Source organism: Micromonospora sp. NPDC047465, from assembly GCF_040643125.1.
Classification (GTDB): domain Bacteria; phylum Actinomycetota; class Actinomycetes; order Mycobacteriales; family Micromonosporaceae; genus Micromonospora.
The window spans coordinates 43,269-58,930 of record NZ_JBEYTP010000032.1 but is presented as its reverse complement, the minus strand read 5'-3'; the positions used below and the strand labels follow the sequence as shown (position 1 = coordinate 58,930).

Here is a 15,662-nt window from a genome sequence, read left to right as displayed (position 1 = left end):
CGACCGGACGCCGGTGCACGCCTCATCATCGAACTCTCAGCGACCTGACTGAGGGTAGGTGGGCGAGCGTGCGGGAGATGGCGGTTGCGCCGGTCGTGACCAACGTCGAGCTCGGCCTGGCCGAGGTGGTGTGGCACAACGCCGAACGCGATCCGGACCAGACGCAGTTCGTCCGACCGGACCCCGACCCCCGGTCCTGGCCGGCTGGCCGGTCGGGGCGGGGCGCGACGACCGTGACCTGCCGGCAGTTCCGCGACGACGTGCAGGCGGTCGCCCGAGGTCTGGTGGCCGCGGGTGTCCAGCCGGGCGACCGGGTGGCGCTGATGAGCCGCACCCGGTACGAGTGGACCCTGGTGGACTACGCGCTGTGGTCCGTCGGCGCGGTGACGGTTCCCGTGTACGACACGTCGAGCGCGGACCAGTTGGCCTGGATCCTCTCCGATTCGGGCGCGGTCGCCTGCGTGGTGGAGACGGCCGGGCACGCCGCGATGCTGGACGGCCTGCGCGGCTCCCTGCCGGCGTTGGCGCACGCGTGGCAGATCGACGCGGGCGACCTGATCAGACTGGCCGGGGCCGGCCGCGCCGTCGACGTCGGGCAGGTGGAGGCCCGCCGTCGGCGCGTGTCGGCGGGCGACATCGCCACGATCGTGTACACCAGCGGCACGACCGGACGGCCGAAGGGTTGCGTCCTGACGCACGGCAACATCGCCCTGGACGTCGGCAACGCGACCGCGATCCTGCCGGAGGTGTTCCATCCCGCCGCGTCGACGGTGCTGTTCCTGCCCCTGGCCCACGCCTTCGCCCGGATGATCCAGGTCGGCGTCGTACACACGCGCGCCACCATGGTGCACAGCGCGGACATCGGCGGCGTGCTGGACCAGCTCCGCCGGTACCGTCCGACGTTCGTCCTGGCCGTGCCGCGGGTGTTCGAGAAGATCTACGACCGGGCGAGACGAAAGGCGGCCGACGAGCACCGGGGCTGGCTGTTCGCGGTCGCCGACCGGGTGGCGGTGCGGTACAGCCGCGCGCTCGACACCCGTGGCGGACCGGGGACCGTGCTGCGGCTGGCGCATCTGGTGTGCGACGTGCTGGTCTATCGCAAGCTGCGGGCGGCGCTGGGCGGACGCTGCCGGGTGGCGATCGTCGGCGGGGCACCGCTGGCGCCACGGCTCGCGCACTTTCTCCGCGGCGCCGGCCTCACGGTGCTCGAGGGGTACGGGCTGACCGAGACCTCGCCCGCCCTGACGGCCAACACTCCGGCGGCGATGCGGATCGGCACGGTGGGTCGTCCGCTGCCCGGAGTCGAGATCGCGATCGCCGAGGACGGGGAGATCCTGGCCCGGGGAGGGGTGATCTTCCCCGGGTACTGGAACAACGCCGAGGCCACCCGCGAGACGTTCACCGACGGTTGGCTGCGTACCGGCGACCTCGGGGCACTCGACGAGGACGGCTACGTGCGGGTCACCGGGCGGAAGAAGGACATCATCGTCACGGCGTCCGGCAAGAACATCGCCCCCGCCCCGCTCGAGGATCAGGTCCGCGCGGATCCGCTGGTCAGCCAGTGCGTGGTGATCGGCGACGGACGGCCCTACCTCGTCGCGCTGGTCACGATCGATCCGCAGGCGTGGCCGGGGTGGCGGGCCGCGCACGGTCGCGCGGACGCCTCGGTGTCGGACCTGCGGGATTCCCCGGCGCTGCGGGAGGCGGTCCAGCACGCGGTCGACCGGGCCAACCGCGCGGTGTCCCGGGCCGAGCAGATCAAGAAGTTCCGCGTCCTTCCCCGCGACCTCACCGAGGCCGACGGTGAACTCACCCCCACGTTGAAGGTGCGGCGAGCGGTGGTGCAGGAGCGCTACGCCGCCGACATCGACGCGCTCTACCGCGACCACTGACGCCCCTGCCGGGGACAGCTCATTGACACGGAGCGTCGTACGGATTCCACTGCTTGCAACAGCACCGCCGGCCCGGCTCGCTTGACCGGCACCGTTGCCACAGTGGGGAGGCGTCATGTCCACGCCCGTCAAGCCGCCGCAGGACGCCGTGACCCTCCGCCGTCTCCGTCTCGGGATCGGCACGGTCGGCATCGCGCTGCCGATCGTGCTGACGGTCGGCAACGCGATGCTCACCGGCAGGTTCGTTCTGCTCGACTCGATCAGCGCCTCCTACCACACCGGCATGCGAGACGTCTTCGTCGGCGGAATGTGCGCCATCGGCGTCTTCCTCGTCTGCTACCGCTACCGGAAGGTGGACGACGTCCTCAGCTCGATCGCCGGCGTACTGGCGATAGCGGTGGCGCTGTTCCCCGCCGCGACGGGTGCGCCGAGGGGAACGCTCACGCCCACCGACGTCACGATCGGGCGGCTGCACCAGGTCTCGGCCGCTGCCCTGTTCGTGCTGTTGGCCGTCTTCTGCATCTTCCTGTTCCCCCAGACCGGCTCGACGGTCCCCGCGACAGGGCGGACGCGGGCCCGCAACGGCATCTACTACGCCTGCGGCGGCATCATCATCGGCGCCATCGCGCTCGCTGTGGCGAGCAACGCGCTGCCCTTCTCCGTCCGCGACACGCTCAAGCCGCTGTTCTGGTGCGAGGCGGTGGCGGTGCTCGCCTTCGGTGCCGCGTGGCTCGTCAAGGGCGAAGCGATGTTCCGCGACTCACAACCGCCCCCTGCCGAATCCGAGGTGCGCCGCGCGGCCCCGACCCTCTAGGGTTCCGCCGTGGCTTTGGAGATCGTGTCCCTGGCGGACCGCCCGGACCTGGCACCGCTGCTCGACGACGACTTCGACGGGGCGTGGCCGCCGTTCATGCTCTGGGATCCGATGGGTGCCGTCTACTACGGCGTCGCCCACGACCTGTATCCCGAGTTCGTGTTCGTCGCCGTCGACTCCGCCGAGCCCGGACGCGCCGTCGCCCGGGCGTACGCCGTGCCGCTGCGCTGGACGGAGGCGGAGCTGCCCGACGGCGGCTGGGACCGGGTGATCCAGCGTGCCACCATCAACCGCCTCACCGGTGCCACCCCGAACATCGTCTCGGCCCTGGAGATCTGCATCCGGCCGGACCGGCGGGGCACCGGCCTGTCGGCCCTGATGCTCGCCGCCATGCGGGAGGCCGTGGCGAAGCGGGGCTACGACACACTGGTCGCGCCGGTCCGCCCGAGCGGCAAGCACGCCGAGCCCGACCTGCCGATGACGGAGTACGCGGCGCAGGTCCGCGAGGACGGCCTGCCGGTCGACCCGTGGCTGCGGGTGCACGTCCGGGCCGGTGGACGCGTCGAACGCGTCGCTCCCCGGTCGATGACGATCACCGGGACGCTCGCCGACTGGCGCCGCTGGACGGGCCTGCCGTTCGACACCAGCGGACCGGTCCACGTGCCGGGAGCCCTCGTGCCCGTGCACTGCGACTTGGCGCACGACCACGCCGTCTACGTCGAGCCCAACGTCTGGGTCCGGCACCGCCTGTAGGCCGCCGCGCACGGCTTACACCGGTCGGCCCCGGCGGTCGCCGGGCAAACCTCGCCCTACTCCGCAGACGAGTCCTGCTCACCGTGTCGGCGGTGCTGTCGCGGTTCAGCTCGGCGCGATCGCGCGTCGTCGTGGGACCGGGGCCATGGCGGCCCCGGTCCCACGACGATCAGGAGGTGACCAGGCCGTCAATCTGGTTGATCGCCGAGGTGGCGCCTTCCACGACGCCCATGTCCAGCACCTGCTGCAGTGCCTCGGCGGAGGCGTACCTGCCCACGTAGGTCGCGCGGGTGCCGCCGTTGTGCTCGGTGAAGGTGTAGGCGTTCTTGGAGACCGGCAGTTCCGGCCTCGGGTTGAAGTCCAGGTCGGCGAAGCCGTCGTCGAAGGAGAAGCCCCTCGGCTCGTCCACGGCGGTGACCAGCCAGTATCCGGCGTGCTTGTCGCCCTCCGGGCCGGTCATGTAGTAGGTCACGCGACCGCCAGGCGTGAGGTCGTGGTCGACCACCGTCGCCGGGTAGGTCGGCGGTCCCCACACCTTCTCCAGTTGGCGGGGGTCGGCGTAGACCTGCCAGATCCGCTCCACCGGCGCGGCGAATTCCGCGGTGATGGTCAGGGTCAGGTTGTCAAGGTCGTGCTGGACGTCGGTCACGGGCATGGTTCAGTCCTCCTGATCACGGTCCGATGCGATGAGCACGTCGATGCGGGCGATGCGGCCACGCCAAACCTGTTCGAGCTCGGTGAGCATGGACGCCACCGACCGCACCGCTTCCACGTCACCGCTGGCCAGCTGCTCGCGACCACTGCGTCGCTTGGTCAGCAGACCAGCCTTCTCCAGCACGGCGACGTGCTTCTGCACCGCAGCGAAGCTCATGTCGTACTTCGCCGCGAGCGCGGAGACGGAGTGCTCTCCGGTCAGCACGCGGCGCAGGATGTCGCGCCGGGTGCGGTCAGCGAGCGCGTGGAACAAGGCGTCCGCCCGGTCGTCGCTCTCCTCGGTCACGGGTCGAATATACAACCGATCGGTTTCATATTGTCAAGGCGTGACCCACTGCCACCATCGCGCCGATCGGAGCCTCGCGTCGTCCGGCGAGGAGGAGGTAGAGCCCGGACTCCGCGGTGGCCGTGATCGCCACCGCGTTCGGGGCGCACGCATTGTTGAGCAGCAGCCCCGCGGTGGGTCGGGCCAGCGATCCGACCCGGGTCGACCAGCGCACTGCCGGCGACGGCGACGACCGCGCCGGTCGCCGTCCACTCCCCACCGACTCGGCCGCGACCCGCCGATGGCGGGTGCCGTGATCAAGTTTCCGTACGGCGCGGGTCGCGCTCGTTCGTGAATCGGCGTGCGCGCGACTTGCCATCGAGGTTGCTCAACGCGCGTACGCTCCACCGGGCGGCGGCGGGGCTCTGCTGGCGCAGCCAGGCAAGCCGCGAACACGACGCGATTGGGGAGAGCGTGGACCGACCGGCCCTCTACAGCGGCCCACCGTTGGAGCTGGCGGATGACTATCCACGGTGTCTGCCTGAGGCGCTTCTGCGCGCCGCGGAGCACTTCCCTGACGCCGGTGTAGTCGTCGTCTCCGAGCCGGGACGGTCTGAGTCTCTCCCATACCCGGTGCTGCTGCACCGGGCCCGTCGAATCCTCAGCGCGCTGCGCGACCAAGGGTTGCGAGCCGGTGACCACGTCGTCCTGTACAGCGGTCAGCCGCTGGACTTCGTCAGTACCTTCTGGGCCTGCGCCCTCGGCGGCATCCGTCCGCTCCTGATCGCTTGCCCATCCGATCCTGCCGCAGTCGCCGAGGGAGTTGACCGGTTGTGCCGCGCGGCGCGGCTGCTCGGTGAGCCGCTCGTCCTCTGCACCGCAGATGACCGCGACGGCCTGCCCGACGGGCTTCGGCTCCTCGATGTCGGGGCGTACGCCGAGCATCCGCCCGCCGTGGACGTGCATCACCCGGATCCGGACGATGTCGCGATGCTGATGATGTCCTCCGGGAGCACGGGGAGCCCCAAGCTCATCCAGCTCACGCAGCGAGGCCTGGTGGAGTTCGCTGCGGGGACCCCGACGCTGCTGCCGATCCGCCCCGGGGATGTCACGCTGAACTGGCTCCCACTTGACCACAGCGCGTCGTTCCTCCTTTATCACCTGCTCGAGGTCTTCGTGGGGTGCACCAACGTGCACGCGCCCACCGATCTGGTCCTCGCCGACCCGGTGCGCTGGCTGGACCTGATCGTCGAACACAAGGTCAACCACGCCTGGTCGCCGAACTTCGGGTACCAACTGGTCAACGAGGCTCTCTCGGGACGTACGGACGGGCACTGGGACCTGTCCTCGATCGTCACCCTGGTAAGCGGCGGCGAGCAGATCACTGTCCCGGTCATGGCGGAGTTTCTCCGCGCCACCGCGCTCTTTGGCATCCGGCCGGAGGTCTTCGTTCCCGCATGGGGAATGACCGAGACGGTCACCGGCATCAGCTTCGCGCACGGGGGCCTGGGCGCTAACGTGCACCGGATCCACACGTCGAGCCTCGCCGGCGAGCTGACGTGGACAGACGAAGCGGCCGAGGTGGACGGCCACGTCACGTTCGTGGCGGTCGGGTCGCCGGCACCGGGAGCGACGCTTCGCGTGGTCGACGACCACAACGTCGTGCTGCCGGAAGGGCGCATCGGGCGGCTGCAGGTCAGCTCGGCCCGGGTCACGACGGGATACTTCGGCAACTCCGACGCCGACCGAGCCGCGTTCGTCACGGGCGAATCCGAGCACGAGGTCTGGCTGAACACCGGGGACCTGGCGTTCGGCAAGGACGGCCAGGTCGTTATCACCGGCCGTGAAGGCGACCGGATCATTCTCAACGGACAGACGTGTTACGCCCACGACATAGAGTGCGCCGTCGCTGGCGTACCTGACGTCGTCCCAGGGCTTGTCGCGGCCTGCGGCGTGCCGCATCCGACGAGTGGCTCCGAGACACTGGTGGTGTTCTTCGGCACCGACCGCGCCGAACCGGCCGGCACGGTCCGGGCCATCCAGCAGACGCTTTTCGTCCGGCTGCGGTTGACCGCGCGGGTGGTGCCGGTGCCACGCGCCGCGTTCCCGAAAACGGCCAGTGGCAAGGTCCAGCGCTCGGCACTTCGTCGGCGGCTTCTCGACGGTGAGTTCGACGCTCGTCCCACCACCGCCAGCGCTGTCGCCACGTCCGCCGGATTACGCGGCGCGGTACGGGCTGTGTTCCACGCCGTGCTCAAGACCGACGTCGACGACAACGCGCGGTTCTACGAGGTGGGCATCGACTCCGTGACGATGGTTCGGCTGCACGCCCGGTTGCAGGGCGAACTCGGCATGGAGTTCAGCAAGCTGGCGATGTTCGAGCACCCGTCCATCGCCGCGCTCGCCAGCCACCTCGGCTCGCTCGCCCCGCCACCCGTACGGCAACCGCGCGCCGTGACTGTCCCCGACCAGCGGATCGCCATCATCGGTATGGCCGCGCGGTTTCCCGGCGCCGACACTCTGGACCGCTTCTGGACGAACCTGACGGGGGGCGTGGTGAGCGTCCGGCGATTCGGCGCGGAGGAGCTGACGGCGGCCGGTGTATCCGCCGCCGACCGTGCCCACGCCGACTTCGTTCCGGTCACCGGCGCGCTCGCCGACATCGACGCCTTCGACGCCGATTTCTTCGGCATGAGCGGGGCGGAGTCCGAGCTGACCGATCCCGCGCACCGGCTGTTCCTCGAGTGCTGCTACCACGCCCTGGAGCACGGCGGGTACGCCGGCGCGACGGCCGGCCAACGCATCGGAGTCTTCGCCGGTAGCGGCATGAACCTCTACACGCACCAGAACTACCTGCTCAACAACCTGATGGCCGGTCAGGACGACCCGATAACCACGATGCAGAAGGCCATCGGCACCCAACCGGATTTCCTGGCGGCCCGGGTCGCCTACCGACTGGGCCTGACCGGCCCCGCCATCGGCGTGCAGACCGCATGTTCCACCTCGCTGGTCGCCGTGCACCTGGCCTGTCAGGCGCTGCGCAGCGGCGATGCCGATCTCGTCCTGGCCGGTGCCGCCGCAGTCCACGTCCCGCAAACCAACGGATACCGCCACTACCCCGGATCGATCCTCTCCCCGACCGGACAGTGTCGCGCGTTCGACGCCGACGCCGACGGCACGGTGGGTGGCAACGGAGTGGCAGCCGTACTGCTCAAACGGCTGGACCGGGCCGTGGAGGACGACGACACGATCCACGCGGTGATCCTCGGATCGGCGGTGAACAACGACGGGACGGGCAAGGTCGGCTTCACGGCGCCCAGCGTGGCGGGGCAGGTGGACGTGATCAAGCGGGCGCTCGACCAGGCGAACATCCCGGCCGAGACCGTCTCCTATCTGGAGGCCCACGGCACGGGGACGCCGCTCGGTGATCCGGTGGAGCTTCGCGCGGCGGCCAGGGCGTTACGCGACCGGACGGACAAGGTCGGATTCTGCACCGTCGGCTCCGTCAAGCCCAATATCGGTCATCTGGACAGCTGCGCCGGCATGGCGGGCCTGATCAAGACGGTCCTGATGCTGTCTCATCGCACGCTCCCACCGCTGGTGAACCTGCGGAGACCGAACCCGGAACTCGACCTCGGCGGCAGTCCATTCGTGCTCGGCACCGAACTGCGGCCCTGGTCGACCGATGGGGCGCCCCGCCGCGCCGGGGTCAGCGCGCTCGGCGTCGGCGGCACCAACGCGCACGTCATTCTGGAAGAGCCGCCACCGGCATTCGAGCGGGACACGACGCCGGGCACACTCCGCGTCCTGCCGCTCTCCGCGGCCGACCCGGAGGCGCTCACCGAGCTGACCAGCCGGATGCGCGATCATCTGCGTGATCATCCGGCCCTGCCGGGCGCCGACGTGGTCTCCACCGCCGCGCTCGGCCGAGCCCACCGCCGGTATCGGCTAGCTGTCGTCGGCGGCAGCGCCACCGAACTGGCCGATGCGCTCGACGAAGCGCTGGCCGGCGAGGTCCCGGCCGGCGGGCCCGGCCCGTTGGCATTCGCCTTCACCGGCCAGGGCAGCGCGAGCCCCGGCATGGCCGACGGGCTCTACCAGGCATTCCCGGCCTTCCGGCGGGTGCTCGACGAGTGCGAGCGGCTGTACACCGCGGAGAACGACGACAGCCTGCTCGCGCTGCTGTGCGGACGCCACGATCAGCGACTCTGGCCCACCGACACGGCGCAGCCCGCACTCTTTGCGTTCCAGGTCGCCCTGGTCGAGCTCTGGCGCGCCTTCGGGTTGGAGCCGGACCTCGTGGTGGGGCACAGCGTCGGCGAGTACGCGGCGCTCTGTGTCGCGGGGGGCATGTCGCTCGCCGACGGGATCCGGCTGACGGCGTCGCGCGGCAGGCTGATGCAGCAGGGCACTCCCCCGGGCTCGATGATCGCAGTGCTGGCCGACCGCGCCGCCATCGCCCCGATGCTCGCCGACATCCACGTCGAGGTGGCCGCCGTCAACGGCTCCGAGGAGTACGTCCTGGCCGGGCCGGAAGCCGCCGTCGAGCAGGCGACCGCGTGGCTCGACCGACACGCCATCGGGTGGCAGAAGATGCTGGTCGACCGGGCCTTCCACAGCAGGCTTCTGGATCCGATCGTCGACGCCTTCGCGGCGCGGGCGGCGACCGTGCGGATGTCACCGCTGAGCACGCCGATGGTCAGCACCCTGACCGGGAGGTTGCTGACGTCGGGCACGGTGATGCCGACCGACTACCTCGCCGGGCAGATCCGGCGGCCGGTGCTGTTCGCCGACGCGGTGAGCACCCTCGTGGCGCAGGGTTGTCACCGGTTCCTCGAGATCGGCCCGGACGCGGTGCTGAGCGGGGTGGGGCGACGCGCCAACCCCACCACTGTCTGGGTGGCGACGCAACGGCGAGGCACACACCCGGTCCTGGCGGTCGAACACGCCGTCGCAGAGCTGTACCGCCACGGCGATCCGGTGGACTGGGCGGAGGTAGCCAGGGGTGGAAGGCGGATACCCCTGCCCGGCTACCCGTTCCGGCGCAAGCGCTACTGGATCGACGCCGACGGCCCCACCAGTTCCCAGGAACCGGTTACCGCGGGTGGCGAAGCGCGGGCCTGCGAACCGGCTGCCGTGCCGGCCGCTGCGGCAGCGCGGCGCGCAGAGGTGCTGGCGACCGTCCGTGACCTGACTGCCCGGCAACTGGGCGCCGCCTTGGCCGAGGTCCGGCCGGAGCGGGCGTTCCTCGAGCTCGGTGCCGACTCGCTGTCCATGCTGCGCGTCGTGCAGGAGGTGCGGCAGTCGTTCGGGATCGAACTCGCTGCCCGGGAGTTGTTCACGATCGCGGACAACCCCGAGCGCCTGTCCGCGTTGATCGCCGACCGAATGGGCGCCGAGGATGACCCGACGGAGACGCCGACCGATCCGGTGGCGGCTGACGAAGGGCCCGCACCGACCGCATCCGGGGCCGATGCGCCGCCCGAGGCGAGCGCCGCGCCGTCTGCGGAGGTCGCCGACGTCATCGCCCAGCAGCTCCGACTTACCGAACAGCTCGTCGAGCAGGTCACCTCCGTGATGCGCGAGCAACTGGCCGTGTTGGGCGGAAGGCCCGGATCACCGGGCGGCTCGCCGATGCCGCCAGTTCAACCCGGACCCCAGGTGCCCGCCCCGCCTGCCGCAGCCGTCGCCGTCGCCGCGGCCGCCGCGAGTACGCCGGGCAGGACGACGCAGGTCACCGAACCCGTGCCCACGCCGCCGCCGCGGCCTCGACCCGCGCCGCCGGCGCGACCGGCGCGGACCAGCACGTGCGATTTCAGCCTGTACTTCTTCGGTGACTACCCGGACCAGGACCAGCAGGACAAGTACGCCGCGATCATGGAAGCCGCGCGGTTCGGCGATCAGCACGGCTTTCACGGTGTGTGGTTTCCGGAGCGGCACTTCCACTCGTTCGGCGGGCTGTTCCCCAACCCGGTCGTGCTGGCCGCCGCGGTGGCCCGCGAGACGTCCCGGATCAGGATCAACGCGGGCTCCGTGGTGCTGCCGCTGCACAACCCGATCCGGGTGGCCGAGGAGTGGTCGGTGGTCGACAACCTCTCCGGCGGCCGCGTCGGGTTGTGCGTGGCCAGCGGTTGGCACCCGAACGATTTCGCGCTCAGCCCGGACGCGTTCGGCAGCCATCGACAGCTCATGTACGAGCACCTGACGACCGTCCGCACGCTGTGGTCAGGTGAACCGCTGCCCGCCACCTCCGGCAACGGTGAACGGATCGACGTCCGGATCTTCCCACGACCGCTGCAGACGATGCCGCCGTTCTTCGTCGCCGTCGTGGCCAACCCGGACTCGTACCGGTCGGTCGCCGCCGCCGATCTCGGCGTGGTGACGAATCTGATGACCCAGTCCATCGACCAGTTGGCCGAGAACATCTCGCTCTATCGCCGTACCAGAAGCGAGCACGGGCTCGATCCGGATGGTGGCCGGGTGGTCGTCCTGGTCCACACGTACCTGGGTGACGACCTCGAACGCACCCGCGCCGAGGCGTTCCCGCCGTTCTGCGACTACCTGCGGTCGTCGCTGTCGCTCCTCGGCGGCGTCACCAGCAGCCTTGGCATCACCATCGACGAAACCACTCCCGACAGTGACGTCGACTTCCTGCTCGATCAGGCCTACGGACGGTACTGCGAGGACCGGGCGTTGATCGGCACACCCGACAGTTGCGCCCCGATCATCGACCGTCTCGCCGAGATGGGCGTCGATGAGATCGCGTGTTTCGTCGACTTCGGTGTGTCAACGAAGCAGATGCTGCGAAGCCTGCGGCTCGTCGACCAGGCACGCGTGCGGCAGCAGGACCCGGGACGCGACCCGCGGCAGGTCACACAGCATGCGCCGCTGGCAGCGGCGCAGCGGGGAATGTGGTTCCTGGAGCAGATGTACCCGGCGCGCACGAGCTACCACGAGCCGAAGGCGATCCGGCTGGACGGCGCACTCGACGTCACCGCACTGCGGTGGGCGTTGCGCAAGGTGGTGGAGCGCCACGCACCGCTGCGTACGGTGTTCCGCGAGGTCGATGGCGAGCCGCAGCAGGTGGTCCGGCCCTCCGTCGACATGGACTGCCCGCTGGTCGACCGGTCGGGCGTTCCGGACGACCAGGCGATCCGAGACGCAGTGGTCGAGTTCGGCGCCCGGGGGTTCGACCTGACCACGGGACCGCTGCTGCGGATCAGCTTGATCCGGCTGGGCGAGGCTGAGCACGTGCTGATGCTCTACGCACACCATCTCGTCTTCGATTCGTTCTCCACCGCGGTGTTCGTCCGGGATCTCGCCGCCTTCTACCGGTCGGGGCCGACCCAGCCACCGCCGCTCGCCCCACTACCGATCAGCTATCCGGACCACGTACGTGCGCGCCTCGTCACCGGCGAGGAGAAGCGGCGGCACCTGGACTACTGGCGATCTGCTCTCGCCGGGGCGCCACCGCTGCGCCTGTCCACGGACCGGCCCCGACCGCCGGTGATGACGGCGCGGGGCGCCGCACTCGTGCACGACCTAGACGCCGACGTCGCTGCGGCCGTACGTCGGATCAGCCAGGAGCACCGGGTCACGCCGTTCATGACCCTGCTCGGCGGGATCGCCACCGTGCTCGGGAGACTCAGCCGCCAGGACGACGTCGTGCTCGGCACCGTCCTCACCAACCGGCCCGCCGGCACGGAGGACCTGATCGGTCTGTTCATCGACTCGGTACCGCTGCGCATCGACCTGTCCGGTGACCCGACCCTCGGCGCCGTCGTGCAGCGAGTCCGGGACGCCAGCACAGAGGCGTTCGACCATGCGGGAGTCGGGTTCGACGAGCTGGTCGGGGCGGTCAACCCGGAGCGGGATCCGAGCCGCAACCCGGTGTTCCAGGTCCTGGTCGAGTACGAGAGCGCAGCCACCGTCGACTTCGACCCGCCGCGGGTCGATGCCACGCTGCTCGACGTGCCCAGTGACCGGGCACCACTCGACATGACCCTCTACCTGACGCATCATCCCGACCGGGTGCAGTGCGTCGTCGAATACAACACCGACCTGTTCGACGAGACGTCGGTGCGACGGGTTCTCGCCTACCTCGAGGCAGTGCTCAGGCGGGCGGTTGCGGGGCAGGATCTGGCGTTGTCAGCGTTGACGGCACCAGTCGAATCGGATCGGACTGCGATGGGCCGATGGGGCGGCGATCGCCACGACGACCCGGCGGCCTGCCTGCACGAGCTGGTTGAGCGGCAGGTCGCACGAACCCCGGACGCAGTCGCGCTCGTTGCCGGGGAGACCCGACTGACGTACCGCGAGCTGGATCGGTGCGCCAACGCGATCGCGTGGCGGCTGCGCGACCGAGGCGTACGGCCGGACGACGTCGTCGCGGTGTGCCTGCCGCGCGGCGTGGATCTCATCGTCGCGCTGCTCGGGGTGCACAAGGCCGGTGCCGCCTACCTGCCGCTGGACGGCGGCGTCCCGGAGTCCCGGCTGACCTTCATGGCCCGCGACAGCGGCGCCGTTCTCCTCGTGACGGACGAGGAAAAACTCGCCGCTCGCCTCGGGATGGAGATGCTCGCCCCGCAGGGAGCGGACCCGAGGGCGGACAGTGCTCCGCCACGGGCCGGCGGCCCCGACAGCCTGGCGTACTGCATCTACACGTCGGGCTCGACCGGCCACCCCAAAGGTGTCGCCGTGCCGCACCGGGGCCCGGCAAACCTGGTCGGCTGGTACCTGCGGCACCGGCCGACGTTACGCACCCTGCAGTGGACCTCGGTGGGCTTCGACGTGAGCGTCCAGGAGATCTTCACGACGTTGGCATCCGGTGCCGCGCTCGTGTTGATCCCCGACGAGGCGCGCTACGAACCCCAGGCGGTGGTCGCGGCGATCAGACGTCACGGGGTGGAGCGGTTGTTCATGCCGTTCACCCCGCTCAGGTACCTGATGGACACCGAACCGGCGATGCCGTCACTACGCGAGGTCGTGTCGGCCGGCGAGGAGCTGATCCTGACGCCGGCTCTGCGCCGCTTCCTCGCCTCGCATCCCGACTGCGCGCTCTACAACGAGTACGGGCCCACCGAGGCATCCATCATCACCATCACCCACCGCGTCGACCCGGACGCTGGCGAGAAGCCTCCCATCGGCCGCCCGATCGACAACGTCGTCGTCCGGCTGCTGGACGAGCGACGGTTGCCGGTGCCGGTCGGGGTCGTGGGCGAAATCCACCTGGGGGGAGCCTGCCTGGGCCGCGGGTACGTGGGCCGACCAGAGGAGACCACCAACGCGTTCATCCTCGATCCGGCTGAACCCACGAGGCGGCTCTACCGGACTCGCGACCTGGCGCGATGGCTACCCGACGGCACCCTGCAGTACCTCGGCCGCCTCGACAACCAGGTAAAGATCCGCGGCTACCGGGTGGAGCCGGAGGAAGCGGAGCGGGCGCTCTACGCGCTGGACGAGGTGCGAGACGCCGCGGTGCTGGCCGGCCAGGACTACCGCGGGGAGACCTGTCTCGTCGGGTACGTCGTGCTCGCCGACGCCGCGGCCGACATCGACCGCGTCGCCGAACAGTTGGCGACCAGCCTGCCCAGCTACCTGATTCCGACCGAGTGGGTGCGGGTCGAGGAACTGCCGGTCAACGCCAGCGGCAAGCTCGACCGCAGCCGGCTGCCCGAGCCGGACTGGAGCCACCGGCGTGGCACCGAACCGGCCTCAGATCTGGAGCGGAGACTGCACGCGCTGTGGTCGGAGCAGCTGGGGTTGGGGAGCGTCCCGGTCGACGCCTCATTCTTCTCGCTCGGCGGGCACTCGCTCACGGCGGTCGAACTCGTCAATCGGGTACGGGGCGCGCTCGATGTCGAGTTGCGGGTGGCTGACGTGTTCCAGGCACCCACCATCCGGGACATGGCGAGGCGCATCCACGCCGCCACCGTGTCGGACACCGCCCCGACGACGAGCATCCAGCAGCGGGCGTGGCGGATGCATCATGCCAACCCGCGTCCGGCCGTCTACAACGTGGCGCACCGGATTCGGCTGGAGGGTGACCTCGACGAACTCGCGCTGGAGCGCGCCCTCGATTCGCTCGTACGCCGGCACGCCGCGCTACGGACCCGTCTTCTCCCCCAGGATGACCGACTGGTCCAGGAAGTCCTCGCCAAGCTGCCAGTGCGGCTGTCGGTCACCGACCTGCCAACCGAGCCGGACGGCGTGGAGTGCTGGTGCGAAGCGGCGGCGAATGCGGTCATCGCGCCCGATGAGGCGCCGCTGTGGCGGGCTCAGCTGGGCCGGCTCGGCGAGCAGCGATGGGTGCTGGTGCTGGTGCTGCACCACATGATCTGCGACGGATGGTCGATGGGTGTCATCTGGCGGGACCTGTCGACGCTCTACGCCGACGAGGTGAACGGCACTACCACCGGCATGCCGACCGTGGTCGGGTATCCGGACTACGCGCGGTGGCGGGTGGCGCAGCTCGAGGCGGAGCGTCGTGATGCGCTGCTCTCGTTCTGGCGTGCGGAACTGGCTGGAGCACGGCTGCGCTTCGACCTGCCCTACGATCGGCGCCATCCCGGCAGGCTCTCCGGCCGAGGGGCGCTGCACCGCCTCGAGGTCCCCGCGCAGACCGTCCGGCTCCTTCAGGCGACCGCGGCGCAGATCGCCGCCACCCCGGCTGCCGTCCTCACGGCGGCGTTCGCGGTGTGGATGGCGGAACTGTGTGGGCAGCGGGACATCGTGGTGCCGGTGTCCAGCGCGAGCCGCGTCCGCCCGGAGCACACCGACGTGGTCGGGCCGGTCGGGGAGGCGCTGCTGGTCAGGGTGACTCTCTCCGACGGGCTGCGTTTCGACGAGCTCGTCCATGCGGTCACCGAGCGGACGTTCGTCGCGCTCGATCACCACGCGCTCGCGCTCGGCCAGGTGGCGGACGCCGTCGGAGCCGACGTACCGACACCGCAGGTGCTGTTCGCGGTCGTCACGGCCCCACCGCCGGACCTCACGCTTCCCGGTGTCTCGGCCGCCGTGGAGAGCCTCGCCGTGACAGGCGTGGCGCGGACCGAGCTGTACGTCGTACTCATGCCGACAGAGCACGGCGTCGAGGCGGCGTTCGAGTACTCCACGGACCTGTTCGACGAGTCGACGGTCGAGGGCTGGGCGGCGAACTTCCTCTCGGTGCTCGATCGGGTGGCGGCGGCTCCGCAGGGCGAGATCGGACACGGACCCCGATGAC

General features: G+C 70.4%; 6 protein-coding genes. 4 read left to right on the top strand and 2 right to left on the bottom strand.

The genetic code is table 11. The features are described from left to right. The first annotated feature begins 68 nt into the window (after positions 1–68). The 3 genes from ABZ793_RS25105 to ABZ793_RS25095 all read left to right on the top strand — a co-directional run bounded on the left by ABZ793_RS25105 (position 69) and on the right by ABZ793_RS25095 (position 3,459). Positions 69–1,892, top strand: coding sequence for a long-chain fatty acid--CoA ligase (locus tag ABZ793_RS25105; RefSeq protein ID WP_357461621.1), 1,824 nt, complete (start codon positions 69–71; stop codon positions 1,890–1,892). A gap of 115 nt (positions 1,893–2,007) precedes the next feature. Continuing rightward, entirely contained in the window at positions 2,008–2,706 is a 699-nt protein-coding gene (locus ABZ793_RS25100; RefSeq protein WP_357461619.1) for a DUF998 domain-containing protein, read from the top strand. Positions 2,707–2,715: 9 nt separating this feature from the next. After that, a complete protein-coding gene (locus ABZ793_RS25095) occupies positions 2,716–3,459 on the top strand; it encodes an N-acetyltransferase (RefSeq protein WP_357461617.1) in 744 nt (247 codons plus the stop codon). Positions 3,460–3,628: 169 nt separating this feature from the next. Here ABZ793_RS25095 and ABZ793_RS25090 read toward each other — a convergent pair whose 3' ends face one another. Together ABZ793_RS25090 and ABZ793_RS25085 are read right to left on the bottom strand one after the other, a co-directional pair. Further along, complete coding sequence (locus ABZ793_RS25090; protein WP_357461614.1) at positions 3,629–4,114, bottom strand: SRPBCC domain-containing protein; 486 nt, start codon at positions 4,112–4,114, stop codon at positions 3,629–3,631. 3 nt (positions 4,115–4,117) lie between these two features. Further along, positions 4,118–4,459: a metalloregulator ArsR/SmtB family transcription factor gene (locus ABZ793_RS25085; RefSeq protein WP_357461611.1), complete on the bottom strand. Its 342-nt coding sequence runs from the start codon at positions 4,457–4,459 to the stop codon at positions 4,118–4,120. 330 nt (positions 4,460–4,789) lie between these two features. Here ABZ793_RS25085 and ABZ793_RS25080 point away from each other — a divergent pair, with 330 nt between their 5' ends. After that, positions 4,790–15,661 carry an amino acid adenylation domain-containing protein gene (locus ABZ793_RS25080; protein WP_357461608.1) on the top strand — a complete coding sequence of 3,624 codons (10,872 nt, stop codon included), beginning with the start codon at positions 4,790–4,792 and terminating at the stop codon, positions 15,659–15,661. Position 15,662: the final 1 nt, after the last annotated feature.

Excerpts from the sequence above, each read along its gene's own strand:
- ABZ793_RS25090 (WP_357461614.1), bottom strand. The coding sequence starts at position 4,114 with ATGCCCGTGACCGACGTCCAGCACGACCTTGACAACCTGACCCTGACC.
- ABZ793_RS25100 (WP_357461619.1), top strand. The coding sequence starts at position 2,008 with ATGTCCACGCCCGTCAAGCCGCCGCAGGACGCCGTGACCCTCCGCCGT.